The sequence below is a fragment of the Microbacterium oxydans genome (assembly GCF_026559675.1).
Taxonomy (GTDB): Bacteria; Actinomycetota; Actinomycetes; order Actinomycetales; family Microbacteriaceae; genus Microbacterium; species Microbacterium oxydans_D.
Genome location: NZ_CP092891.1, coordinates 2,442,841 through 2,466,889, shown reverse-complemented (window position 1 = coordinate 2,466,889; position 24,049 = coordinate 2,442,841). Strand labels below are relative to the sequence as shown.

Below are 24,049 nucleotides of genomic sequence, written 5' to 3'. Positions count from 1 at the left end.
TGGGACAGAGAGACCAGCCGAACGCGAAGCGTCTCCCTCAGTCTGATCGGTCGCGCAAACATTGTCTGTAGGTATTTTGGGGGACACGATTTCTCCGTCGATGCGGGATCATTGGACGATGGGAACGCGTCGGGGCACCAACCTCCCGCGGATGGGCGACTTCAACCAGTCCGTGGTCCTGGAAGCCATCCGCCAGTCGGGTGACGGCCTGAGCCGGATCGAGCTCGTGACGGCGACCGGGCTCTCGGCGCAGACCGTCACGAACATCACGCGCCGGCTCCTCGACGACGGCTTCATCCGGGAGGCCGGGCGCACCATCAACGGTCCGGGCAAGCCGCGGGTCACGCTGCGTCTGATCCCGGACAGCCGATTCTCCGTGGGCGTGCACCTCGACCCCGCCATCATGACGTTCGTGCTGCTCGACCTGTCCGGCGCGGTCGTGCGGCGCGTGAGCATGCGCACACCGGCGAAGGATCCTCGGCGGATCGTGGAGGCCATGGCGTCCACGATCGACGCCCTGATCACGGCCTCCGGCGTGAACAGGGCCCTGATCGCCGGCGTCGGGGTCGCCGCTCCCGGTCCGCTCGACGCGGACAAGGGCACGGTGATCGACCCGCCGAAGCTGGTCGGCTGGCACCGTGTCCCGCTCCGGGCCGTGCTCGCGGAGGCGACCGGGTTCCCCGTGGCGCTGGAGAAGGACACGACCTCCGCGGCCGTCGGCGAGCTGTGGCGGCGACGGGCCTCGGCGGACGACTCGTTCGTGTTCGTCTACCTGGGTACCGGGATCGGTGCGGCGCTGGCCCGCGACGGCGAAGCGGTCCACGGGAGCACGCACAACATCGGCGAGGTCGGGCACATCATCGTCGACCCGGACGGGCCCTCGTGCACGTGCGGCTCCCGCGGGTGCGTCGAGGTGGTGTGCACCCCGCAGGCGATCGTCGAGCAGGCCGAGCGCGCCGGGGTGTTCGACGACGACCGGGAGGTGAGCGACGTCGAGGCCGTCGACGCGCGTCTCACCGAGCTGTGCGAGCGCGCGGCGAACGGCCACGCGCCCGCGGTCGGTGTGCTGCGCCAGGCCGCGGCGCACATGGCGGTGCTGACCGCCGTGCTGACGAACATGCTGGACGTGGATCGCGTCGTGTTCGGCGGCCCGTTCTGGTCGCGCCTGGCCGACGTGTACCTGCGGGAGATCCCCGACCGCCTCGAGCGGGCGAGCGCGACCCGCGCGGTGCGATCGCTGCCGGTCGACGGCACGGTGGTGGGCGACGACGTCGGGGCGGTGGGGGCCGGCTGCGTGGTGCTCGACTCGGTCCTCGGGCCACGCGCCTCCGCACTGCTCCTGGATCACTGAGGGGTCGTCGGGCCGGCGGCACGGTCGGAGCGCGGGGCTCGCACAGATAAGTCGAATCGATGTATTATCTGTCTTTCCCCCTTCAGCGATCGGATCCCGGTGCACGACGACTCCGCCCTCATCGAAGCGCGCATGGAGCGTTTCGTGGTGGAGCGACTCCGTCCGGCCCTGTACGCGAGCACGACCCCGGTCTCCCTGGAGGCGTGGACGGCCCCCGCCGAGCCCGTGCCGTTCGAGGAGGCTCGCGCTCAGGCCTATGCGCCCTTCGCCGTCGGCTCGCCCTGGGGACGCGCCTGGAGCACGATGTGGCTCCGGCTCACGGGGGTGATCCCGGAGGTCGCGGAGGGACGACGGGCCGAGCTGCTGATCGATCCGGGGTTCGACGCCGCGGAGCCCGGTTTCCAGGCCGAGGGCACGGTGTACCGGCCCGACGGCTCGATCGTCAAGGCCGTCGAACCACGCAACGCGCACGTCCCGCTCGAGGGCGCGGCCGGCACCGCGTTCGAGCTCTACCTCGAGGCCGCGGCGAATCCCGACATCGCCCAGGGCTTCCAGTACTTCCCACCGACCGCGCTGGGCGAGTGGCAGACGGCGGGGGACTCACCGCTGTACACGTTCCGCCAGGCGGACATCGGGATCCTGGACGAGACGGTGTGGGAGCTCCTGCAGGACGTGGCCGTGCTGCGCTCGCTGCACGCCGAGCTCCCCGTGCACTCGTCGCGTCGGGCGGAGATCCTCCGCGCGCTCGAGCGGATGATCGACGCCTGCGACCCGGACGACATCGCCGGCTCCGCGTCCGCCGCGAGCGACGAACTCGTGGACGTGCTGTCGCGCCCGGCCGCGGCTTCGGCGCATCGCGTGCACGCCGTCGGCCACGCCCACATCGACTCCGCCTGGCTGTGGCCGGTGCGCGAGACCCAGCGCAAGGTCGCGCGGACCTTCTCGAACGTGCTCTCGCTCCAGCAGGAGGACCCCGACTTCGCCTTCGCCGCCTCCTCGGCGCAGCAGTACGCCTGGATGAAGCGCCATCAGCCCGAGCTCTTCGCCCGGATGCGGGTCGCGATCGCGGAGGGGCGGTTCGTGCCGGCCGGCGGCATGTGGGTCGAGTCCGACACGAACCTGCCGGGCGGCGAGTCGCTGGCGAGACAGTTCCTCCGCGGAAAGAGGTTCTTCCTGGAGGAGTTCGGGGTCGAGCCGCTCGACGTGTGGCTGCCGGACTCGTTCGGATACTCCGCAGCGCTGCCGCAGATCGCCAGGAGCGCCGGGGCGCGCTGGATGCTGACGCAGAAGATGTCGTGGAACGAGACCAACCGGATGCCGCACCACACGTTCCAGTGGGAAGGGATCGACGGCACGCGGATCTTCACGCACTTCCCGCCGGTGGACACCTACAACGCGCAGCTCACCGGCGAGGAGCTGGCCCGCGCCGAGCGCCAGTACGCCGAGAAGGGGCGGGCGAACACGTCGCTCGTGCCCTTCGGCTACGGGGACGGCGGTGGTGGGCCGAACCGGGAGATGCTGGCCGCGGCCGCACGGCTGCGGTCGCTCGAGGGATCGCCGACCGTGACCCTGTCGACGCCGCGCCGCTTCTTCGAGGCGGCCGAGGCCGAGTATCCGGATCCGCCCGTCTGGACCGGGGAGATGTACCTCGAGTTCCACCGCGGCACGTACACGTCGCAGGCGAGGACCAAGCGCGGGAACCGGCGCAGCGAGCACGCGCTGCGGGAAGCGGAGTTCTGGGCGACGGCCGCCGCGCTCCGTGGCGCCGCCTACCCGTACGACGAGCTCGACGGACTCTGGGAGACCGTCCTGCTGCAGCAGTTCCACGACATCCTCCCCGGCAGCTCCATCGGCTGGGTGCACCGGGAGGCGGAACGGCGCTACGACGAGGTGCTCGCCTCGACGGAGCGCATCATCGCGGGGGCGCTGGCGACCGTCGCCGGTTCGGGGGAATCCGAACTGGTGGCGAACGCGGGGCCTTTCGCAGGGGAGGGAGCGGCGGCGATGGGGATCGCCGCCGTGCAGGGCGCTGGGGTCCCTGCGACGGTCGCGCGGACGACGAGCGGCTTCGTGCTGGAGAACGAGCACCTCTCGGTGTCGGTCGACGGCTCGGGCCTGGTGACGTCGCTCGTCGCCCGCGTGACCGGGAGAGACGCGATCGCGGCGGGGGAGCGGGGGAACCTCCTCCAGCTGCATCGTGATACGCCGACTCGATGGGATGCCTGGGACATCGACGAGCACTACCGCCGTCACGTCATCGACGTGACGGATGTGGTCTCGATCGACATCGTCCCGCATCCCTCGTCGGCGATCGTCTGCGTGGTCCGTGATCCGGGGGGCTCACGGATCACGCAGACTCTGACTCTCGCGGCCGGATCCACGGCACTCGACATCGAGACCACGGTGGACTGGCATGAGCGCCAGAAGCTGCTGAAGCTGGCGTTCCCCTTCGACGTGCACGCCGACCGGGCGACCTCGGAGATCCAGTTCGGCCACGTGCACCGGCCGACGTATGCCAACACCTCCTGGGACGCCGCGCGGTTCGAGACGGTGGCGCATCGCTGGGTGCACGTCGGCGAACCGGGCTTCGGCGTCGCGGTGGCGAACGACGCCACGTACGGCCACGACATCACCCGGACGCCGCGGGCGGGAGGCGGCACCACGACGACGGTGCGCCTGTCCCTGCTCCGCGCGCCGCTATACCCCGATCCGGAGGCCGACCAGGGCGAGCACACGTTCCGCGTCAGCGTGCGTCCGGCATCCTCCATCGCCGATGCCGTCCGCGAGGGGTACCGGGTGAATCTGCCGGTGCGTCCGCTGCGCGGCACCGGCCCCGTCGAGCCTCTCTTCACGGTGTCCTCCGACGCCGTGGTGGTGGAGGCCGTGAAGCTCGCCGAGGACCGCAGCGGCGACGTCGTGGTGCGGCTCTACGAGGGGCACGGCGGGCGTGCCGCGGCGACTCTGCGCTCCGCTTTCGACTTCGACGCGGTCGTCGCGACCGACCTCCTCGAGCGTGAGACCGCGGAGTCCGCGATCCGCACGGTCACGCCGCAGGCCGTGCAGCTCGAGCTGCGGGCCTTCCAGCTGGTGACGCTCCGCTTCCGCCGGCCTTCGCTCCCCGGCGTCTGAGGCGCCGTCAGCCCGAGAACCGTCCCCAGGGGATGTCGCGGCGCAGCGGACGGCGCAGCGGGCGCTGCGTGCGCGTCCAGGCCGACACCGCGGGCTCGTCCGCGACGGCATCCGCGGCCTCGGTCGCATACGCCTCGCTGATCACGGCGATGAGGGCTGCGAGCTCCTCCTCGGTCGCCTCGCCGCGCGTGATCTCGAGCATCGGCGCGACCTGGTCCGCCGCGCCGGTCTGTGCGTCGTCCCCGGTCACAGCGGGATGTTCCCGTGCTTCTTCGGGGGCAGCTCGGCGCGCTTGCCGCGCAGCGCGCGCAGTGCCTTCGCGATCGAGACGCGGGTGTTCGCCGGCTCGATGATGCCGTCGAGCTCGCCGCGCTCGGCCGCCAGGAAGGGCGACGCCACGTTGTAGGTGTACTCGTTCGCGAGGCGGGTGCGCACGGCCGCGACGTCCTCGCCAGCCTCCTCGGCCTTCTTGATCTCGCCGCGGTAGAGGATGTTGACGGCACCCTGGCCGCCCATGACCGCGATCTCGGCCGTCGGCCACGCGAGGTTGACATCCGCGCCGAGCTGCTTCGAGCCCATCACGATGTAGGCGCCGCCGTAGGCCTTGCGCAGGATGACGGTGACGAGCGGCACCGTCGCCTCGGCGTAGGCGTACAGCAGCTTGGCGCCGCGGCGGATGACGCCGGTCCACTCCTGGTCGGTGCCGGGCAGGTAGCCGGGCACGTCCACGAGCGTGACGATCGGGATCGAGAAGGCGTCGCAGAAGCGCACGAACCGGCTGGCCTTCTCGCCGGCCTCGATGTTCAGCGTGCCGGCCATCTGCGAGGGCTGGTTGGCGATGATGCCGACCGAGCGGCCCTCGATGCGCCCGAAGCCGATGACGATGTTCGGGGCGAACAGCGGCTGGACCTCGAGGAAGTCACCCTCGTCGACGACGTGCTCGATCACGGTGTGGATGTCGTAGGGCTGGTTGGTCGAGTCGGGGACGATCGTGTTGAGGACGCGATCGGCGTCGGTCGTCTCGAACTCGAAGGCGCTCTCGTACGAGGGCAGCTCCGCCATGTTGTTGTCCGGCAGGAAGCTGAGGAGCGTGCGGGCGTAGTCGATCGCGTCGTCCTCGTCCTCGGCGAGGTAGTGCGCGACGCCGGAGCGGGTGTTGTGCGTGTAGGCGCCGCCCAGCTCCTCCATGCCGACGTCCTCGCCCGTGACCGTCTTGATCACGTCGGGGCCGGTGACGAACATCTGGCTGGTCTTGTCGACCATGATCACGAAGTCGGTGAGGGCGGGGGAGTACACCGCACCGCCGGCCGCCGGGCCCATGATGATCGAGATCTGCGGGATGACACCGGAGGCGCGGGTGTTCAGGCGGAAGATCTCGCCGTACTTGCCGAGCGCGACGACGCCCTCCTGGATGCGCGCGCCGCCCGAGTCGAGGATGCCGATGCAGGGCATGCCGCCGGCCAGCGCGAACTCCATGATCTTGACGATCTTCTCGCCCGCGACCTCGCCGAGCGAGCCGCCGAAGGTCGAGAAGTCCTGCGAGTACACCGCGACGGTGCGACCGTTGATCGTTCCGACGCCCGTGACGACCGAGTCGCCGTAGGGACGGGAGCGATCCATGCCGAAAGCGGTGGTGCGGTGGCGCACGTACTCGTCGAACTCGACGAAGCTCCCGGGGTCGACGAGCAGCTCGATGCGCTCGCGGGCGGTCATCTTGCCCTTGGCGTGCTGCTTCTCCTTCGCCTTCGCTTCTGCGTCGACGACGGCTTCGGTGTAGCGAGCGCGCAGGTCCGCGATCTTGCCGGCGGTGGTAAAGAGGTCGGGCTTGTCCGTCACGGATTCCACCCTAGCGTCGCCTCGGCCCCGTCTGTTGGATGCTCGGCACAACGGGTCGGCCGATCCTTTGGCGACGTGCGCGCAGTGCCGTCACTCCTCGGTGTCGCCTTGCTCCAGCTCCGGGTCCGTCTTCGGGCGGCGGCCGACGGACAGCGCCTTGCGTCCGACCCACTCCACACCGCGCACGGTCGTCCCTGCGGCGCCGACGACCGCGTTGCCGGCGTAGCGTGCGCCGCGCAGAATCCGCATCTCCATCTTCTCGGCGCCGGGCACCGGTTCCAGCTCGAGGGGCAGGTCGATCGGTGCCGCTCCGAAGGCCCGGTGCGAGGTGGTCAGTACCCGACGCCCCAGGATGTGGTTGCCGGCCCCTCCGATCGCGGCGCCGATCCCGAACGGGAGAGCCTTGCCGATGACGGAGGCCCCGCCTTTGGCGGCGAACTGCTTCACGAACATGCTCTTGAGCTGGTCGACCAGCGGGCCGACCGCGGCGCGGGGGAGCGACTTCGTGACGAGCTCGCCCCAGTACGACGATCTGCTCCCGCCACGTCCGGCCACCTGTCCGGCGAGCTGTCCGACCAGGTCGACGCCCTCCTTGCCGAGCATCAGCGTCATCACCAGAGCCCGCGCGCGGTCGGGGTTCGCGACCGCGATGCCGTGCACCTCGGCGACCGACTGCGCGAACAGAGCGGTCGACTCCACGAAGCCGACGGTCTCGACGCCGGAGAGGGCGAGCGTGACGCCGGTCCCGATGCCCGGGACGACGGCGGTCGCACCCACTGCGGCCCCGCCGGTGGTCACGGCGGCGAGGTAGCGCCGTTCCAGGATGCGGATGATCTCCGCCGGCGACGCGTGGGGGTTCCGCAGGCGGATGCTGCGGATGTGCGCCAGGACGAGGGGGCGCTGGATGGACAGCACGCGATCGAGGCCGCGCACCATCATCGGGTGCTCCGCCGAGCCTGTCGGCGGCACGCCCTTGTCCCACGGAGAGTCGTCCGGGAGGGAGTGGATCTTGTGCACCTTGGGAGCCATGGTGTGATCCTAGGGAGCCAGACCGCGAAAACGCCGAACGCCCGGCTCCGCGAGGGAGCCGGGCGTTCGTGAGACGGATCAGACGAAGAGGTTCGCCCGCTCGAGGTCTTCCGCGAAGTCGACCTCGACCGCGTACAGGTCGGAGACGTCCATCGGCTCGAGCAGCAGGCCGTCCTCGGCGATCGCGAGCTCGAGGCCGCGCTCGAAGTAGTCCTGGTCCTCGACGCGCTGCAGCTGGCGCATGAACGCCTTCTTGTGCGTGGAGGAGATGTAGTTGATGCCGACGGCCTCGCCGAGACCGCCCTTGACGGTCTTGGACAGCTCGTTGATGTAGCCCTCGGCCGTGATCGTGTACTTGACCTCTTCGTCACTGACCTTGGAGGTGTTGACGGTCACGAAGGACTGGTCGCGCTCGATGTACTCGAGCGCACGGCCGAGGATCATCGGGTCGAACACCACGTCGCCGTTCATCCACAGCACGCCGCCACGCCCCGTCGCGCCGAGGGCACGGAGCAGGCTCTTCGAGGTGTTGGTCTCGTCGTAGCGCTCGTTGTGGACGTAGTTGACCTGGGGGAAGGCGTCGATGATGGTCTCGGCGCGGTAGCCGACGACGGTGGTGATGCGGGCGTCGGACCCGAAGGCGGCGCGGATGTTGTCGTGCTGCTGGCCCATGATCGTGCGGCCGTCGCTCAGTTCGGTGAGCGGCTTCGGCAGCGCGCGGCCGAGGCGCGAGCCCATTCCGGCGGCGAGGATGACGGTCTGAAGAGTCACGAGTGCTCCTAAAGGAAGTTGTGTTCACGGTCGATTAACCGACCAGACACTTCGTCGTGCCGCGTTCATGCTAGCGATCCAGGCTGGGAAGCCCCGGGTCAGGGGCACCCCTGTTGCCATTTCGTGACCGAGTACACACCGGACGCACAGGCTTCCGCTCGTCGCTCGATCCCCGCCGATTCTCGCGATACGAGGGCAGTTTATTGCGCGGCGGGCTCGGGATGCAGCCACCCGTTGATACCGTAGGACGGTGACTGCCTCCCCTGACGACCGCACCGCCCAGGTGGAAGATACCGAGACCACGCCGCAGAAGGCGTCGGCGAAGAGCGCGCCGACGGCGAAGCCGGCTCCGGAAGGCGCATCGGACGCCGAGAAGACCACGCCGAAGCCCGCCGCGAAGAGCCCGGCTGCCAAGAAGCCGACCACGCCGCGCACGCCCGCGAAGTCCGCTGCGGCGAAGCGCACGCCCGCCACGTCGGCGACCTCGAAGACCACCGCGTCGAAGTCCTCCGCGGCGAAGACATCAGCGGCGCGGACCAGCACCGCGAAGACCAGCACCGCGAAGACCAGCACCGCGAGGGCTGCTGCCGAGAAGGCTGCTCCGACCGCGGACGTGGTGGTGGAGCCCCTTCCCCAGGCACTGGCCGACGGTGCCGGCGACACGCCCATCGCGTCGCCTGCTCCGAAGCGCACGGCCTCGACCGCGCGCAGCGCGGCGGCGAAGAACACTGCGGCGAGGACCGCAGCGGCGAAGACCGCCTCCTCCACGACGGCCGCAGCGCGCGCGTCCTCCGCGAAGCCGGCGGCGGCGAAGTCGACCGCTGCCAAGACCACGGCCGCGAAGTCGACCGCTGCCAAGACCACAGCGGCGAAGACGGCCGCCGCCAAGACCGCCGCGGCCAAGGCTGCGGCGGCGAAGTCGACCGCACGGACGGCGTCCGCGAAGACCGCATCCGCGAAGACCGCTGCGGCGAAGACGGCCGCGGCGAAGGCTGCGGCCGCCAAGGCGGAGAAGGCTGCGGCGGACAAGGCGGCGAAGGAAGCGAAGGCGAACGCGGAAGCGGCTCCAGTCGTCGAGCAGGCTCCGATCGAGCAGGCTTCGATCGTCGAGCAGGCTCCGGTGATCGAGCAGGCTCCGGTCGTCGAGCAGGCTCCGATCGTCGTAGAGGCTCCGGTGGTCGAGCAGGTCCCCGCGGCGGAGGCGCCGGTGCCGACCAGGGACGAGGCTGCTGAGCCGCTGGTCGTCGTCGATGCCGAGCCGGTGCGCGAGGCGGAGTCCGTCGAGGTCGTGGAGGCCGTCGCGGATTCCGACGATGCGGCCGCGGAGGCCGCCGGTCACATCGATCACACGTCGGGCAGCGAGGCGATCCGCATCCGCGGTCTCGTCAAGCAGTTCGGCGACAACCGCGCCGTCGACGGGATCGACCTGACCGTCCCCGCCGGATCGTTCTACGGGATCGTCGGGCCCAACGGCGCCGGTAAGACCACCACCCTCTCGATCGTCGCCGGTCTGCTGCGCGCCGACGAGGGCAGCGTCGTGATCTGCGGCGTCGATCAGGCCGCGAAGCCGCAGGCGGCGAAGCGGCTGATGGGTGTGCTGCCCGACCGGCTGCGGACCTTCGACCGGCTCACCGGTCGCCAGCTCCTCTACTACTACGGTCTGCTGCGCGGCCTCACCGCGGATGTGATCGAGAAGCGCGCGGCCGATCTCGCCCGGGCGTTCGATCTCGGCGATGCGCTCAGCCGCGTGGTCTCGGACTACTCGGCCGGCATGACGAAGAAGATCATGCTCGCCGGCGCCATGATCCATTCGCCGCGCGTGCTCGTCCTCGACGAGCCGTTCGAGTCGGTCGACCCGGTGTCGTCCGCGGTCATCCTCGACATCCTGCGCGCCTACGTCTCGCACGGCGGTACCGTCATCCTCTCCAGCCACGGCATGGACCTGGTCGAACGCGTCTGTTCACGGGTGGCCATCATCGTCGGCGGAGAAGTGCTCGCCGAAGGCACGATCGACGAGGTGCGCGCGGGGCAGACCCTCGAGGCGCGCTTCGTCGAACTCGCCGGTTCCAGCGGAGAGGTGGAGGGGCTCGAGTGGCTGCACACGTTCTCCGACTGAGGTTCGCGCTCCTCCTCGGCTCGTTGCGCGGCGATCGTCGGGTCCGGGCGCTCCTCGCGTTCGCGGCCGTGGCCGCCGTCACGGTCGCGGTGTGCCTCGCCGTATTCAGCCTCGCGGGAGCATCGGTGCCCGTCGCCCGCGCCGTCATGGTCCTGGGCGGGGCAGCACTGCTCCTCGGCTTCCTCGTCGGGCCGATCCTCGTCGGCGCGGTGGATCAACTCGACCCGCGACGTTTCGCCGTCTTCGGCGTGGATGAGCGCCGGATGCCGGGTGTGCTCGCGCTGGCGGCGTTCATCAGCGTGCCCAGCCTCGCGCTCCTGGCCGTGTACATCAGCGTCTGCATCGTCGCGATCGGTGCGGGCACGCCCTGGCCGCTCGCCGTCCTGATGACGCTCGTCGGCGTGATCACGACCGTCCTCGTCTCCCGGATCGGCATGGCGGTGAACGCGCTCCTGCTTCCGGAGCGCCGTTCGCGCGAGCTCACCGCGCTGTTCGCTCTCGCGCTGATCGTGATCGCCTTCCCGGTCGCGGTCTTCTTCGGCTCGCTGCGCTGGGACGGCCATGTGCCCGACGCGCTGGCGACGCTGTCGACCGCGTTCGGCTTCACCCCGCTCGGAGCCTCGCCCGCATTCCTCTTCGCCGCGGCCGTGGGTGACACCGCGGGCGCCTGGGTGAGCGGTATCGTCGCGATCCTCACCGTCGGCCTCCTGTGGCTGGCCTGGTCCTGGCTGGTCCGGCGTCTGCTGACGACCACGGAGCGTCCGGTGGCCGCGCGCGAGCGCACCGGCCTCGGCTGGTTCGGACTCCTGCCCTCCAACGCGTTCGGTGCGATCGCGTCCCGGAGCCTCGTGTACTGGCTCCGCGACCGCCGCTACATCATGAACCTCATCGTCGTCCCGGTCGCGGGTGTGCTCACCGTGCTGCCGCTTGTCGTCGCCGGCGTCCCGATCGAGATCGCCGCGCTCGTGCCTGTCCCCGTGATGGCCCTCTTCTTCGGATGGCTCCCGCACAACGACGTCGCCTACGACTCGACGGCGCTGTGGACCCATGTGGCGAGCGGTGTCCGCGGACTCCCCGACCGTCTCGGTCGCCTCATCCCCGTTCTCCTCGTGGCCGTCCCTGTCCTCGCGATCGCGGTGCCGCTCTCCCTGCTCCTGGTGGGGAGCTGGGGCCTGCTCCTGCCGCTCGTCGGCCTCGGAGCGAGCCTGCTGTTCAGCGCGCTGGGCATCTCGAGCATCGTCTCGGTCGTGGCCCCGTACGCGGTCTCCCGCCCCGGCGACAGCCCGTTCCAGCAGCCGCAGCGCCCGACCTCGCGCGGAGCCTACGGCCCGGCCGCGGCGTTCCTCGGCGCGATCGTCCTGAGCGTGCCGACCGTATGGCTGTTCGCGGCCACGATCGTCGAGGGCTCCGCTTACGCCCCGGCGACGTTCTGGGTCGGACTCATCGTCGGCCTGCTGGCACTGGCGGCCGGCGCGGTGATCGGCGGGCGCATCTTCGAGCGCAGCGGCGAGCGGCTGATGGAGTTCGTCGAGACCGCGTGACAGCCGCCCGCGAGGGGCTCGACGCCGCTAGACTCACGGGATGAGTACTCCGCTGGACAGCCCCGATCAGGGCGGCGTGGCAACGCTTGATCGCGAACTGGAAGAGCTCCTCCGCGAGGAGAATCTCGAACCGGGCGACCATGAGCGCTTCTCGCATTACGTGAAGAAGGACAAGATCCTCGAGTCCGCGATCACCGGCAAGCCGGTGCGCGCGCTGTGCGGCAAGAAGTGGACCCCGGGCCGCGACCCGGAGAAGTTCCCGATCTGCCCCACGTGCAAGGAGATCTACGAGTCGATGGTCGGCTGAGGTCAGTCGGCCTCGACGTACACGGTGGGAATCGCCGGGTCGGACTTGCTGAGCGCGAGAGCGCGCACCGGAAGCTCCTCGCGCACGCGCAGGTGATGCGCCCGCGCCGCTGACGTCCCCTCGACACCCTCGTGCGCGGTGTCGATGTCGCCGGCTTCGACGAACGTCACCTGCAGCGGGCGACCGTCGGGGTGCTCGGACGGGGTGTCGAGCTCCTCGAAGCCGTCCGAGACGACGACGGTCTCGGCCGTCGCGACACCGTCGACGAGCGTCCGGAACGCGGCCTTGCGTCCGCCGTACGAAGCCTTGTCGGCCGAGGCCTTGGCGACGCCGATCCAGGCGCCGCCGGCATCCTGTCGGGCCACCAGCTTGTAGACCATGCTCGCGGTCGGGTAGCCCGATCCGGTGACCACGGAGGTCCCGACGCCATAGGCGTCCACCGGCGACGCCGCGAGGGCCGCGATCGCATACTCGTCGAGATCGCTGGTCACGGTGATGCGGGTCTCGGTGGCGCCGAGCTCGTCGAGCTGCGCGCGCACGTCGCCGGCGACGATCGGAAGGTCGCCCGAGTCGATGCGGACACCGCCGAGTCCGGTGCCGGCGACCCGGATCGCGGTCTCCACGCCGGTGCGGATGTCGTAGGTGTCGACGAGCAGGGTCGTGCCGACGCCCATGCTCTCGACCTGGGCGCGGAACGCCTCCTCCTCCGTGTCGTGCAGCAGCGTCCACGAGTGGGCCGCGGTGCCCATGGTCGGGATGCCCCAGCTCCGTCCGGCCTCGAGGTTGCTCGTCGCGCCGAACCCGGCGATGTAGGCGGCACGCGCCGCGGCGACGGCCGAGCGCTCGGCGGCGCGGCGCGAGCCCATCTCGGCCAGGGGGCGCTCACCCGCGGCGATGCTCATCCGTGAGGCGGCGGTGGCGACCGCGGAGTCGTGGTTGAGCACGCTCAGGGCCAGGGTCTCCAGGACCACGGCGTCGGCGAACGTCCCCTCGACGGTGAGGATGGGGGAGCCGGGGAAGTAGAGCTCGCCCTCGCGGTAGCCGCGGATCGAGCCCGTGAACCGGTAGTCCTCGAGGTGCTTGATGGACGCGGCGTCGACCACCTCCTCGTCCCGGAGGAATCGCAGCTCGTCCTCGCCGAAGCGGAAATCACGGAGTAGACCGAGCAGGCGCCCGGTGCCGGCGACGACGCCGAAGCGGCGCCCTCCGGACAATCGTCGCGAGAACAGCTCGAAGACACTGGGGCGGAAGGCGGTCCCGTCCCGGAGCGAGGCGGCGAGCATCGTCAGCTCGTAACGGTCGGTGAGCAGCGCCGTCGACGTGGTCATGCGCTCAGCTTAGTGAGCGTGCGGATGCACGCGGCGGTGCGCACGCGGGTAGGCTGGGGAGTCATGAACGACGCGCCGATCGGGATCTTCGACTCCGGTGTCGGCGGGCTCACGGTGGCGCGGGCCATCCGCGCCCAGCTGCCCCGTGAGTCGTTCGTCTACATCGGCGACACCGCGCACTCGCCGTACGGGCCCAAGCCCATCGCCGACGTCCGTCGCTACTCCCTCGAAGTCCTCGACACGCTCGTGGACCAGGGCGTGAAGATGCTGGTGATCGCCTGCAACACCGCGTCGGCGGCGATGCTCCGCGACGCCAGGGAGCGCTACGACGTCCCGGTCGTCGAGGTGATCGGACCGGCCGTGCGCCGTGCCGTCTCCACCACGCGCAACGGGCGCGTCGGCGTGATCGGAACCGTCGGCACGATCGGATCCCGCGCGTATCAGGACATGCTCGAGGTCAACGAGCGGCTGCAGGTCTTCACGGCCGCCTGCCCGCGCTTCGTCGAGTTCGTCGAGGCGGGGATCACGGGAACGCCCGAGGTGCTGGCGGTCGCCGAGGAGTACCTGGCGCCGCTGCGCGAAGCCGAGGTCGACACGCTCGTGCTCGGCTGCACGCACTACCCGTTCCTGCGCGGCGCCATCAGCTACGTCATGGGGGAGGGCGTCACGCTCGTCTCGAGCGACGACGAGACGGCGGGCGATGTGTACCGTCAGCTGGTGCGGGGCGACCTCCTCGCGTCGCCCGATGCCACGGCGACCTACGTCTACGAGGCCACCGGCGCCTCGACCGACGACTTCACCGCGCTGGCCAACCGACTCATGGGGCGCGAGGTCCGTGACGTGCAGCTCGTCCAGACCGGCGTGATCACGCTCCCCGAGACCGTCTTCGAGTAACCCGTCCTCGCACGCCCTCTGTTCCACCCCTCCGTTTCAACTTCACCGACTTCACCGACACCGACCCGAGAGAAGCACATGACCGACATCGTCCGCGTCGACGGCCGTTCCACCGATCAGCTGCGCGAGATCACCATCGAGCGCGGCTGGAGCGCACAGGCCGAGGGATCGGCCCTGATCAGCTTCGGCGGCACGAAGGTGCTGTGCACGGCATCCTTCACCAACGGCGTGCCGCGCTGGCTCACCGGCAAGGGCAAGGGCTGGGTCACGGCGGAGTACGCCATGCTCCCTCGCGCCACGAACAGCCGCAACGACCGCGAGAGCGTGAAGGGCCGCATCGGCGGGCGCACGCACGAGATCTCCCGCCTCATCGGCCGCGCCCTGCGCGCCGTCGTCGACACGAAGGCGCTCGGCGAGAACACCATCGTGATCGACTGCGACGTCCTCCAGGCCGACGGCGGGACGCGCACCGCGGCCATCACGGGCGCCTACGTGGCCCTGGCCGACGCGATCGAGTGGGGCCGGGAGAAGAAGTTCATCGGCAAGAACTCCACGCCGCTGCTCGACTCCGTCGCCGCCGTCTCGGTCGGGATCATCGACGGAGAGCCCATGCTCGACCTGGCATACGTCGAGGACGTGCGCGCGGAGACCGACATGAACGTGGTCGTCACCGGACGCGGACTCTTCGTCGAGGTGCAGGGGACGGCGGAGGGCGCGCCCTTCGACAAGCGCGAGCTCGATGCGCTGCTCGAGTTCGGCGTGGCCGGCTGCGCCGACCTGAAGGGCATGCAGCTCGCCGCGCTGGCGGGGGAGTGACGATGCAGGTCGTCCTCGCGACCCACAACCCGCACAAGGTCGCGGAGTTCCAGCAGATCGTCGCGCAGGCGCGTCCCGATCTCGCGATCATCGGCTACGACGGTCCGGAGCCCGTGGAGGACGGCGTGACGTTCGCCGAGAACGCGCTCCTCAAGGCGCGGGCGGCCGCGGCGCACACCGGACTCGCCGCCCTGGCGGACGACTCCGGCATCTGCGTGGACGTGCTCGGCGGCTCGCCCGGAGTGTTCTCCGCGTACTGGGCGGGGCAGAAGAAGGATGCGGCGGCGAACCTCGAGCTCCTGCTCGACCAGCTGCACGACATCGCCGATCCGCACCGGGCCGCGCACTTCACGTCCACCATCGCGCTCGTCTGGCCGGACGGCCGCGAGCAGGTCGTGGAGGGCCGGTGGCCCGGTCGCCTGGCCCACACGGCCTCGGGCGGAGGCGGGTTCGGCTACGACCCGATCTTCATCCCCGACGGCCAGCCCGAGGGACGGGAGCGCACGGTCGGCGACTTCACGGCGGAGGAGAAGCAGGCGCAGTCGCATCGTGCCCGTGCCTTCGCCGAACTGGTTCCGCTCCTCGCCGGGCTCTGAGCAGGTGCTCCGGTGAACCGCAGGTGACGGTGAGAATCGTTACCCTTCCCGACTAGCCGGAACGGGCCTCCTGACCCGGATTCCCGGTCTAGCCTGGTGGCATGCACGATCACGCACCCGCCCCCGGCGGCATCCGCTCGGCCAGCAGCCGACGCCTGCTGGCGATCTCGCTGTCGCTCACCGCGACCGTGATGGTCGTGCAGGTGGTCGGGGCGATCCTGACCGGTTCACTCGCGCTCCTCGCGGACGCCGCGCACATGTTCACGGATGCTTCGGCGCTCGTGATCGCGCTCATCGCGGCGACCGTCGCCGCACGGCCGGCGGATGATCGGCGCACGTTCGGCTACCAGCGCGCCGAGGTGTTCGGGGCGCTGATCAATGCGGCGATCCTGATCGCACTCGCGTCCTGGGTCGCGATCGAGGGCATCGGACGCCTGGTGAACCCGGGTGACGTGGAGGTCGCCGGCGGACTCATGCTCGTCGTCGCGGTCGTCGGTCTGCTCGCCAACGCCGTGTCGATGTGGCTGCTCAGCCGCGCCCAGCGCACGAGCATCAACGTCCGCGGTGCCTACCTCGAGGTCATGGGAGACCTGATCGGGTCGGCCGCGGTCATCGTGGCGGCGGTGGTCATCCTGCTGACCGGATGGATGCCGGCCGACGCCATCGCCTCCCTGTTCATCGCGGCGATGATCATCCCGCGCGCGATCTCGCTGCTGCGGGAGGTGTTCTCCGTGCTCGCCGAGTCCGCGCCGAAGGGGACGGCCGTGAGCGATATCCGCACGCATCTCCTCGGCTACGAGGGCGTCATCGGGGTGCACGACGTGCACGTCTGGCAGCTCACGCGCGGGGCGCCGGTGTTCACGGCCCACGTCAGCGTCGACCCGCAGCTGCTCGCCGACGGACGCTCCACGCAGCTGCTCTCCGACATGCAGGCGTGTCTCGCCGACCACTTCGACGTGGAGCACTCGACCTTCCAGATCGAGCCCGCCGAGCAGTCGGACTGCGAACCGCACCACGCCTGAAGCATCCGGCTGGGGCACCCGGCTGGGGCGCCAGCGGGTCAGTCCTCGACGACGATCTCGTCCGGGCTCTTGTCGGGACGGAGACCTCGCCACCGGGCATGGCGGAGCACCCCATCGGGTGTCCAGTTCGCGAACTCGACCTCGCCGACCAGCTCGGGGCGCACCCAGAGCGCATCGGAGGCATCGGGTCCGGGAACCCCGTCCAGAGGAGCCTTCGGCACGCGCAGAGGTTCGAGCCGGGCGAGGAGGTCGTGCAGGATGCGGTCGGTGAATCCGCTGCCCACGCGTCCGACGTAGCGCAGCCGGGTCGGACCGCCGCCGCTCCCTGACGGCTCCGGCACGGCCAGGAGCAGCGAGCCCAGTGTGCCCTCACGGTCGCCCTTGCCCGGACGGATCCCCACGATCACGGCCTCCTGCATCCGCGTGTGCTTGAGCTTGAGCCAGGCGGGGGAGCGCTGCCCCGGCCGGTACCTCGATCGCGGGTCCTTGACCACCACGCCCTCGAGGCCGAACTCGCGGCTCGCGTCGAGGGCGGCGTCGACGTCGTCGAACACGGGAGGGATCTGCAGCGGAGCGTCGAGGTCGGCGATGACGTCGTCGAGCAGCGTCCGGCGCTCGCGCAGCGGCATGTCCGTCAGGTCGTGGCCGTCGAGGCGCAGCAGGTCGAACAGCATGTACACGATCGGGGTGCGAACGACCTCGCGCTCGATCTCGCGGGGGCGGGTCAGATGCATCCGGTTCTGCAGCAGCGAGAAGCTCGGCCGGCCGTGGGCGTCGAAAGCGACGATCTCCCCGTCGACGACCGCATCCGCGACCGGGAGGAAGGGCGCGCCGTCGGCGGTGAGCTCCGGATACCGGTCGGTGATGTCGGTGCCGCGCCGGGCATGGAGCCGCATCCGTCCGTCGGCCCAGGTGCCCATCGCACGGATGCCGTCCCATTTCACCTCGACCCAGGAGGGGGAGCTCAGGCTGCGCGCGATCGCGGGCGTCCCGTTCTCGGCGAGCATCGGGTCCAGGGTCGGGACCGTGGCTCCGGCTGCGGGCGCGGGCGCGCTCCGTGGGCGATGCGAGGCGCGAGGGGGTGCTGCAGAGGGTGTCGCGGGAACCGGAGCGGATGCGGCGGCGAGCGGACGCAGCCCCGCCAGTGGATCGATGCCCGCGGCCGCACGGGCGAGCACCTCGTCGAGGTCGAGCTGAGCGAGGGCGGGGTCGTCGAGCTCTTCCCAGGTGCGGGGCGCGGCCACCCAGGGCTGGGCGCGCCCGCGGAGCGAGTACGGCGAGATCGTGGTCTTCTTGCCGTTGTTCTGGCTCCAGTCGAGGAAGACCCGGCCTCCGCGCACCGCCTTCGACATGACGCTCGTGGCGAGGTCCGGGTGATCGCTCTCGATCAGGCGTGCGAGCTCCTTCACCACGGCCGAGATCTCGTCGCTCGTCTGCTCGCCGGGCAGTGCCGCGTAGAGGTGGATGCCCTTGCTGCCGCTCGTGACGGGGAGGGGATCGAGCCCCATGTCCGTCAGGAGGCCGCGGGCGAAGCGGGCGACCTCGGCGCACTGCGCGAGCCCCACGCCGGGGCCGGGATCGAGGTCGAGGACGAGGCGGTCCGGACGGCCGGGTCGCCCGTCGGGGGCGAAGCGCCACTGCGGCACGTGCAGCTCGATCGCCGCGACCTGTGCGAGCCAGACCAGGGTCGGCACGTCGTCGACCAGCGGATACTCCTTGGGGCCGTCGGAGTGCTGGATGGCCTGCCGCGGGATCCAGTCGGGGGCTCCGGGCTCGAGCTGCTTGGTGAAGAAGGCGTCCGCCGGCGCATCCGCGGTCCCGACCCCCTCGACCCAGCGCTTGCGGGTGACCGGACGCCCGTGGAGGAGGGGCAGCATGAGCGGGGCGATGGCGCTGTAGTAGGCGATGATCTCGCCCTTGGTGGTGCCGGTCTCTGGGTACACGACCTTGTCGAGGTTGGTCACGCGCAGACGGCGACCGTCGACCTGCACGATCTGCCCTTGTCCGACCATGCAGCCAGCGTAGTCAAGGGTCTGGCCCGGACCGCTCCGCCTGGTGTTCACTGGTGTCATGAGGACGATCTGGAAGGGCGCGCTGACGTTCGGGCTCGTGAACGTGCCGGTGAAGGTGTATTCCGCGACCGAGGATCACGACGTGCCGCTGCATCAGGTGCACGAGAAGGACGGCGGGCGCATCCGCTACCAGCGCACCTGCGAGGTGTGCGGCGAGACGGTCGCGTACGCCGACATTGATCGCGCCTACGTGGACGACGGCCAGACGGTCGTTCTCACGAAGGACGACCTCGCCGCTCTCCCGGCCGAGAAGAGCAGGGAGATCGACGTCGTCGAGTTCGTCCCCTCCGATCAGGTCGATCTGCTGACGCTGGACAAGCCGTACTACCTCGAACCGGACTCGAAGTCCCCGAAGGCCTACGTGCTGCTGCGCAAGACGCTGGAGCAGACCGACCGCACCGCGATCGTGCGCTTCACGCTGCGGCAGAAGACGCGTCTGGCCGCGCTCCGCGTGCGGGGGAAGGTGCTCGTGCTGCAGACGCTGCTGTGGGCGGATGAGGTGCGCGAGGCGGCGTTCCCCGCACTAGACGAGGACGTGCGGATCTCGAAGAAGGAGCTCGAGCTTTCGGCGTCCCTCGTCGACAGCTACTCGGCCGACTTCGATCCCGAGGAGTTCGTGGACGAGTACCAGAAAGAGCTCCGTACCCTCATCGACGCGAAGATCGATGCCGGGGACACCTTCGACGTCGCCGAGACTTTCGGCGAGGCGGAGAAGGCCGCGGAGGGCGGAGAGGTCATCGACCTGATGGAGGCGCTGCGCGCCAGCGTCGCGCGCACCAAGGAGGAGCGGGCGAAGAAGTCCGGCTGAGCCACCGGCATCGGGTGGACCCGGCGCCGGTCGGACGCTCAGTGCTTGCCGTCGCCGTCCAGGTCGGGGGCGCGGTCGAAGACGTCGGCGTCGAGGACGAGTTCCTGCGCCTCCTCGGCGTCCGTCACCACGTCGTCACCGGCGTCCGCGGCCTTCTTGGCCTTGTAGCGCTCGGAGAAGTAATGCCAGACGGTGATGAGTGCGGTGCCGCCGACAGCGGCCAGCAGGATCAGGTCGATGTAGTCCTCGACGAACGTGGCCACCGGCGGGATGAAGCCGATCGCGTAGCCGAACATCGTGAGGCCGAAGCCCCAGAGGATCGCGCCGATGAGGTTGTAGAGCGTGTATTTGCGCCAGGGCATGTGGCCGACGCCGGCCGCGACCGGGGCGAACGTACGGACGATCGGGACGAAGCGGGCGAGGATCACGGTGATGCCGCCGAAGCGCTCGAAGAACGCGTTCGTGCGCTCGACGTTCTTCCGGCTGAACAGTCCCGATTCCTTCCGCTCGAAGATCGCGGGGCCGCCCTTGTGGCCGATGACGTAGCCGACCTCGCCGCCGATGAACGCCGCGAGTCCGATCAGGAACGCGACGATCCAGACGTTGATGCCGAAGACTCCGTGCTCCGAGGCGCCGATCGGGTGCGAGAGCAGACCCGAGATCACGAGCAGCGTGTCGCCCGGAAGCAGGAATCCGACCAGGAGCCCGGTCTCGGCGAACACGATGAAGCACACCACCAGGAGCGCCCAGGGGCCGGCCGCACCGATGATCGTCTGGGGGTCGAGCCAGGGGATGAGGGCGTTCGGCGCGTGCAGCATGGATTCGAGCACTGAGGGGTTCCCGTCGGTCGTGATTGGTCGGCGGTGCAACTGAGCGACAGCGCGGCACCCCCAAGAAGGCACCGTCGTCTCTCGTGCGGAAGGTGGGACTTGAACCCACACGCCCTGAGGCACAGGAACCTAAATCCTGCGTGTCTGCCAATTCCACCACTCCCGCGCGGTGGAACAAGTCTACTGACCGCGGAAACCTCCTATCTGGGGATCAGCCCGCAGTTCGCGCCGGCATCGTCGTCAGGCGTACGGGCCCGGCACGCGCGGCTCCTCCGGGTTCGGGGCCAGAGGCTCCGCGGGGTTCGGGGCGAGCGGCTCCTCGGGGTGCGGCGCGAGGGGCTCCTCGGGGGGGGGAGCCGACGGCTCGGTCGGGAAGAGCGGGGACGGCTCGTCGGGCTCGGTCGGAGTGGGAGTGGGATCGGACATGTGTGCTCCTTCGTTGGGGTGCGTGCCGTGCGGATGTGTGCGTGCGGTGTCGAGTCCAGCAGGGAGCGGGCGCGGCGTCTGCACCCTTGCGCTCTGGTGCGGGGTGTGGTGTCGAGGTGTCGCGGCGGGCTGTGGAGAACTTCACGGGCGGGTGACGGATTCTTGCGAGGATGCGGGTGTGAGTCATCCCTCCCTCCTGGTCGCCGAGCGGGTGCGGCTGCGCCTGCGTGCGGAGGGCATCGATCCCTCGATCGATCCGGATGCCGCCCGGCGCATCACCTACGCCGAGGTGCGCCGCTACGACGATCTCGCCCTCGCCCGCGGTGAGGCGCTGATCGAGGACGAGACGGCGTGCGTGCGCGACGTGCTCGCCGCGCTCAGCGGCTTCGGGGCGCTGCAGCCCCTGCTCGACGATCCCGGGATCGAGGAGATCTGGCTGAACGGCACGGGGCACGTCCACGTCGCGCGGGGCGGAGTGGCGGAGCGGACCGGGCTCCGCCTCGACGAGACCGCGGTGCGCGACCTCGTGGAGCGGATGCTGCAGTCCACCGGGCGCCGCGTCGACATCAGCCAGCCGTTCGTGGATGCGTCGCTGCCCGACGGATCGCGCCTGCACGTCGCGATCGCCGATGTCGTGCGGGGCTCCTGGGCGGTGAACATCCGCAAGTTCCTGCCGATGTACCGGTCCCTCGAGGCCCTGACGGACCAGGGGATGATGCCGCGGGCGGTGGCGGAGATGCTCCGGGCGGCGATGATCGACGGGCGCACGGTGATCGTGTCCGGTGCGACGCACGCCGGCAAGACCACGGTGCTCGGAGCGCTGCTCGCCGTCTGCGCCCCGTCCCAGCGCATCGTGACGGTCGAGGAGACGTTCGAGCTGGCGGTGGAGGGCCCGGATCTGGTGGCTCTGCAGGGACGTCAGGCCGGCCTCGAGGGCACCGGGGAGATCACCCTGCGACGACTGGTGAAGGAAGCGCTGCGCATGCGACCGGATCGGCTGGTCGTCGGTGAGGTGCGCGATGCGGAGGCGCTCGACCTGGTGCTCGCTCTCAACACCGGGGTTCCGGGGGCCTGCACGGTGCACGCGAACTCGGCGACGGAGGCGCTCGAGAAGCTCAGCATCCTGCCCCTGCTGGCCGGCCGCAACATCGATCGCGCGTTCATCGCCCCCGCCCTCGCGTCGTCCGTCGACCTCGTCGTGCACTGCGCCCGTGATCGCGCGGGGCAGCGACAGGTGCAGGAGATCATCGCCCCCACCGGCGAACTCGTCGACGGACGCATCCAGACCCGCCGCGCCTACCTCGACCCGACGGCGGCCGCACGCGCCGGGGACCTCGATCATCGGCGTCTCGGAGTCGCATCATGACGTTCCTCGTGGGGGCGCTGCTCGCGGCGGGCGTGCTGCTCTGCCTGTCCCCGTGGATGTGGCCGGCACGGGGCGACGAGGAGCGGACCGTCCGACGTGGGCGGCTGGTCCGTCTGATCGAGGAGGCGGGGCTCGACGCCCTCCCGTCGCGAGCGCTCATCGGTATCGTGATCGCCACAGCCCTGATCGCCGCGTCTGCCGTCTGGCTCCTGACCGGTCTCGCCGTGCTCGCGGTGCTGAGCGGGGTCGCGGGAGGCGTCGCACCGATCGCGTTCCTGCGAGGACGGCGACTGCGACTGCGACGGCTGCGGCGGCAGCTCTGGCCCGATGTCTGCGATCTCCTGATCGCGTCCATCCGCGTGGGACTGTCGCTCCCGGACGCGGTGGCGAGTCTGGCCGAGTCCGCACCGTCGGCGCTGCGACCCGCGTTCCTCGTGTTCGCGCGGGATCTCCGGGCGAGCGGGCGGTTCGAGACGAGCCTCGACAGGCTGAAGTCCACGCTGGCCGACCCCATCGGCGATCGGATCGCCGAGACCCTGCGTATGGCGCGTCAGGTCGGTGGCACCGAGCTGATCAGCGTGCTCCGCTCCCTCTCCGCCTCGGTCCGTGCGGATGCCGCGCTGCGCGGCGAGGTCGAGGCCCGGCAGTCCTGGATCCGCGGCGCCGCGGTCCTCGGGGCGATCGCGCCGTGGGTCATCCTCGGACTGCTCGTGATGCGTCCCGAAGGAGCGTCGGCGTACGGCACCCCGGAGGGCGTCGTCGTCATCTGCGTGGGCGCCGCGGTGTCCGTCGTCGCGTTCCACATCATGGTCCGCATCGGCCGGCTCCCCGAACCGCGGCGGTGGTTCGGGTGAACGACGTCTCGGCCGTCGCCGCGGCCGTGCTGATCGGTGGTGCCTTCACGGTCGGGGAGCTGAGCATGCTCTCTGCGCTGCCGCGATGGCGGGCCGCTTCCCTGACCGTCCGGATCGGGCCCTATGTGCGCGACGTCGTGTCGGACGAGCGCCTGCCGCACGGCATCCTCCCCGCGACGGGCGTGCTCCCCGCGAGCGCCCGCACGCTGTGGCACGGCGCCCGGGACGGATTCGAGCGGATGCTGGGCGGGGGAGAAGCACTCCGTCGACGCCTCTCTCAGGCGGGGCTGAGGAGGGAACCGGCGGCGTTCCGCGGACGACAGCTCGGCTGGGCGCTCGCCGGCATCGGTGTGGGAGCCGTCCTCCTCATCGTGCTGGCGCTCCTGGGCCGGCTTTCCGTCCCGACCAGCATCATGCCGCTGCTGTGCGGCGCGCTGGCGGCCGCGGCCTACGACATGCAGCTCTCGGCGCGTGCCCGGGCCCGGCGGATCCGGCTCGCCGATGAACTCCCGACGACCCTGGAGTTCCTGGCGCTGTGCCTCTCCGCCGGTGAGGGATTCCTCGACTCGCTGCGCCGGGTGGCGGCCGTCGGCTCCGGCGAGCTGACGGCCGAGCTCCGTCAGGTGGTGCTCGCTGTCGGCACCGGGTCGCCCCTGGCCGACGCGCTGGGGGAGATGGCCGCCCGCCTCCAGCTCCCCGGACTGTCGCGTGCCGTGGACCAGGTGATCGCCGCCCTCGAGCACGGGGCGCCGCTCGCCGCGGTGCTGCATGCGCAGGCGGGCGATGCCCGGGAGGATGCGAAGCGCACGCTCATCGAGCAGGCCGGACGGAAGGAGATCCTCATGCTCCTCCCGCTGGTGTTCCTGATCCTGCCGCTGTCGGTGCTCTTCGCGATCTACCCCGGCCTGTTCATCCTCCGCCTCGGGATCGGCTGACGGCGACCTCGCGGCGATGCGC

General features: G+C 70.5%; 21 protein-coding genes and 1 tRNA gene. 13 read left to right on the top strand and 9 right to left on the bottom strand.

The genetic code is table 11. The features are described 5' to 3' along the window. Positions 1 to 151: 151 nt before the first annotated feature. Together MME74_RS11875 and MME74_RS11870 are read left to right on the top strand one after the other, a co-directional pair. A complete protein-coding gene (locus MME74_RS11875) occupies positions 152 to 1,351 on the top strand; it encodes an ROK family transcriptional regulator (RefSeq protein ID WP_267418575.1) in 1,200 nt (399 codons plus the stop codon). 99 nt (positions 1,352 to 1,450) lie between these two features. Further along, the gene (locus MME74_RS11870; RefSeq protein WP_267415226.1) at positions 1,451 to 4,480 is read left to right on the top strand and encodes an alpha-mannosidase; all 3,030 of its coding nucleotides are present in this window, start codon (positions 1,451 to 1,453) and stop codon (positions 4,478 to 4,480) included. Positions 4,481 to 4,487: 7 nt separating this feature from the next. Here MME74_RS11870 and MME74_RS11865 read toward each other — a convergent pair whose 3' ends face one another. From MME74_RS11865 to MME74_RS11850, 4 genes are all read right to left on the bottom strand, one after another. Continuing rightward, positions 4,488 to 4,730 carry an acyl-CoA carboxylase subunit epsilon gene (locus MME74_RS11865; protein WP_416383317.1) on the bottom strand — a complete coding sequence of 81 codons (243 nt, stop codon included), beginning with the start codon at positions 4,728 to 4,730 and terminating at the stop codon, positions 4,488 to 4,490. After that, complete coding sequence (locus MME74_RS11860; protein WP_416383316.1) at positions 4,727 to 6,316, bottom strand: acyl-CoA carboxylase subunit beta; 1,590 nt, start codon at positions 6,314 to 6,316, stop codon at positions 4,727 to 4,729. The genes MME74_RS11865 and MME74_RS11860 overlap by 4 nt, the downstream gene beginning before the upstream one ends. 90 nt (positions 6,317 to 6,406) lie before the next feature. Then, positions 6,407 to 7,345 (bottom strand): hypothetical protein, encoded by a 939-nt coding sequence (locus MME74_RS11855; protein ID WP_267415224.1) that lies wholly within the window; start codon positions 7,343 to 7,345, stop codon positions 6,407 to 6,409. Between the two features lie 78 nt (positions 7,346 to 7,423). Further along, on the bottom strand, positions 7,424 to 8,116 hold the full coding sequence (locus MME74_RS11850; protein ID WP_267415223.1) for an NTP transferase domain-containing protein: 693 nt from the start codon (positions 8,114 to 8,116) through the stop codon (positions 7,424 to 7,426). Positions 8,117 to 8,366: 250 nt separating this feature from the next. Between MME74_RS11850 and MME74_RS11845 the strand changes: the two genes are divergently transcribed. Genes MME74_RS11845 through MME74_RS11835 form a run of 3 tightly spaced genes read left to right on the top strand, consistent with a single transcriptional unit; the run spans position 8,367 to position 12,080 of the window. Next, positions 8,367 to 10,232: an ABC transporter ATP-binding protein gene (locus MME74_RS11845; RefSeq protein ID WP_267415222.1), complete on the top strand. Its 1,866-nt coding sequence runs from the start codon at positions 8,367 to 8,369 to the stop codon at positions 10,230 to 10,232. Continuing rightward, the gene (locus MME74_RS11840; protein ID WP_267415221.1) at positions 10,208 to 11,773 is read left to right on the top strand and encodes a hypothetical protein; all 1,566 of its coding nucleotides are present in this window, start codon (positions 10,208 to 10,210) and stop codon (positions 11,771 to 11,773) included. The genes MME74_RS11845 and MME74_RS11840 overlap by 25 nt, the downstream gene beginning before the upstream one ends. A gap of 40 nt (positions 11,774 to 11,813) precedes the next feature. Continuing rightward, positions 11,814 to 12,080, top strand: coding sequence for a DUF3039 domain-containing protein (locus tag MME74_RS11835; RefSeq protein WP_028503536.1), 267 nt, complete (start codon positions 11,814 to 11,816; stop codon positions 12,078 to 12,080). Between the two features lie 2 nt (positions 12,081 to 12,082). Here MME74_RS11835 and MME74_RS11830 read toward each other — a convergent pair whose 3' ends face one another. Beyond that, the gene (locus MME74_RS11830; RefSeq protein WP_267415219.1) at positions 12,083 to 13,408 is read right to left on the bottom strand and encodes a nicotinate phosphoribosyltransferase; all 1,326 of its coding nucleotides are present in this window, start codon (positions 13,406 to 13,408) and stop codon (positions 12,083 to 12,085) included. Positions 13,409 to 13,471: 63 nt separating this feature from the next. On the opposite strand from MME74_RS11830, the gene murI reads away from it, so the two are divergent. The 4 genes from murI to MME74_RS11810 all read left to right on the top strand — a co-directional run bounded on the left by murI (position 13,472) and on the right by MME74_RS11810 (position 16,736). Beyond that, on the top strand, positions 13,472 to 14,302 hold the full coding sequence (murI, locus tag MME74_RS11825; protein ID WP_267415218.1) for a glutamate racemase: 831 nt from the start codon (positions 13,472 to 13,474) through the stop codon (positions 14,300 to 14,302). 78 nt (positions 14,303 to 14,380) lie between these two features. Beyond that, a complete protein-coding gene (rph, locus tag MME74_RS11820; protein ID WP_267415217.1) occupies positions 14,381 to 15,118 on the top strand; it encodes a ribonuclease PH in 738 nt (245 codons plus the stop codon). Positions 15,119 to 15,120: 2 nt separating this feature from the next. Next, the gene (rdgB, locus tag MME74_RS11815; protein ID WP_267415216.1) at positions 15,121 to 15,714 is read left to right on the top strand and encodes an RdgB/HAM1 family non-canonical purine NTP pyrophosphatase; all 594 of its coding nucleotides are present in this window, start codon (positions 15,121 to 15,123) and stop codon (positions 15,712 to 15,714) included. A 101-nt stretch (positions 15,715 to 15,815) separates the two neighbouring features. Then, positions 15,816 to 16,736 carry a cation diffusion facilitator family transporter gene (locus MME74_RS11810; RefSeq protein ID WP_267415215.1) on the top strand — a complete coding sequence of 307 codons (921 nt, stop codon included), beginning with the start codon at positions 15,816 to 15,818 and terminating at the stop codon, positions 16,734 to 16,736. A 38-nt stretch (positions 16,737 to 16,774) separates the two neighbouring features. On the opposite strand, the gene ligD is transcribed toward MME74_RS11810, so the two are convergent. After that, positions 16,775 to 18,748 (bottom strand): non-homologous end-joining DNA ligase, encoded by a 1,974-nt coding sequence (gene ligD / locus MME74_RS11805; RefSeq protein WP_267415214.1) that lies wholly within the window; start codon positions 18,746 to 18,748, stop codon positions 16,775 to 16,777. A gap of 58 nt (positions 18,749 to 18,806) precedes the next feature. Between ligD and MME74_RS11800 the strand changes: the two genes are divergently transcribed. Next, the gene (locus MME74_RS11800; RefSeq protein WP_267415213.1) at positions 18,807 to 19,616 is read left to right on the top strand and encodes a Ku protein; all 810 of its coding nucleotides are present in this window, start codon (positions 18,807 to 18,809) and stop codon (positions 19,614 to 19,616) included. A gap of 38 nt (positions 19,617 to 19,654) precedes the next feature. Here the strand turns inward: MME74_RS11800 and MME74_RS11795 are convergent, their stop codons facing one another. The 3 genes from MME74_RS11795 to MME74_RS11785 form a co-directional block, all read right to left on the bottom strand. Beyond that, a complete protein-coding gene (locus tag MME74_RS11795) occupies positions 19,655 to 20,434 on the bottom strand; it encodes a DedA family protein (protein ID WP_267418572.1) in 780 nt (259 codons plus the stop codon). A gap of 96 nt (positions 20,435 to 20,530) precedes the next feature. Beyond that, positions 20,531 to 20,612, bottom strand: a tRNA-Leu gene (locus tag MME74_RS11790). A gap of 74 nt (positions 20,613 to 20,686) precedes the next feature. After that, entirely contained in the window at positions 20,687 to 20,872 is a 186-nt protein-coding gene (locus MME74_RS11785) for a hypothetical protein (protein ID WP_267415212.1), read from the bottom strand. A gap of 178 nt (positions 20,873 to 21,050) precedes the next feature. Here MME74_RS11785 and MME74_RS11780 point away from each other — a divergent pair, with 178 nt between their 5' ends. From MME74_RS11780 to MME74_RS11770, 3 genes are read left to right on the top strand one after another with little or no spacing between them, the layout of a single operon-like run. Further along, the gene (locus MME74_RS11780) at positions 21,051 to 22,238 is read left to right on the top strand and encodes a CpaF family protein (RefSeq protein WP_267415211.1); all 1,188 of its coding nucleotides are present in this window, start codon (positions 21,051 to 21,053) and stop codon (positions 22,236 to 22,238) included. Further along, on the top strand, positions 22,235 to 23,092 hold the full coding sequence (locus tag MME74_RS11775; RefSeq protein WP_267415209.1) for a type II secretion system F family protein: 858 nt from the start codon (positions 22,235 to 22,237) through the stop codon (positions 23,090 to 23,092). Before MME74_RS11780 ends, MME74_RS11775 begins: the two co-directional genes overlap by 4 nt. After that, complete coding sequence (locus tag MME74_RS11770) at positions 23,089 to 24,027, top strand: type II secretion system F family protein (RefSeq protein WP_267415208.1); 939 nt, start codon at positions 23,089 to 23,091, stop codon at positions 24,025 to 24,027. Before MME74_RS11775 ends, MME74_RS11770 begins: the two co-directional genes overlap by 4 nt. Positions 24,028 to 24,049 lie beyond the last annotated feature (22 nt).

Coding starts and splice junctions, on each gene's coding strand:
- MME74_RS11800 (WP_267415213.1), top strand. CDS start 18,807: ATGAGGACGATCTGGAAGGGCGCGCTGACGTTCGGGCTCGTGAACGTG.
- MME74_RS11835 (WP_028503536.1), top strand. CDS start 11,814: ATGAGTACTCCGCTGGACAGCCCCGATCAGGGCGGCGTGGCAACGCTT.
- MME74_RS11810 (WP_267415215.1), top strand. CDS start 15,816: ATGCACGATCACGCACCCGCCCCCGGCGGCATCCGCTCGGCCAGCAGC.
- rph (WP_267415217.1), top strand. CDS start 14,381: ATGACCGACATCGTCCGCGTCGACGGCCGTTCCACCGATCAGCTGCGC.
- MME74_RS11830 (WP_267415219.1), bottom strand. CDS start 13,408: ATGACCACGTCGACGGCGCTGCTCACCGACCGTTACGAGCTGACGATG.
- MME74_RS11855 (WP_267415224.1), bottom strand. CDS start 7,345: ATGGCTCCCAAGGTGCACAAGATCCACTCCCTCCCGGACGACTCTCCG.
- MME74_RS11875 (WP_267418575.1), top strand. CDS start 152: ATGGGCGACTTCAACCAGTCCGTGGTCCTGGAAGCCATCCGCCAGTCG.
- MME74_RS11785 (WP_267415212.1), bottom strand. CDS start 20,872: ATGTCCGATCCCACTCCCACTCCGACCGAGCCCGACGAGCCGTCCCCG.
- rdgB (WP_267415216.1), top strand. CDS start 15,121: ATGCAGGTCGTCCTCGCGACCCACAACCCGCACAAGGTCGCGGAGTTC.
- MME74_RS11795 (WP_267418572.1), bottom strand. CDS start 20,434: ATGCTGCACGCGCCGAACGCCCTCATCCCCTGGCTCGACCCCCAGACG.
- murI (WP_267415218.1), top strand. CDS start 13,472: ATGAACGACGCGCCGATCGGGATCTTCGACTCCGGTGTCGGCGGGCTC.
- ligD (WP_267415214.1), bottom strand. CDS start 18,748: ATGGTCGGACAAGGGCAGATCGTGCAGGTCGACGGTCGCCGTCTGCGC.
- MME74_RS11775 (WP_267415209.1), top strand. CDS start 22,235: ATGACGTTCCTCGTGGGGGCGCTGCTCGCGGCGGGCGTGCTGCTCTGC.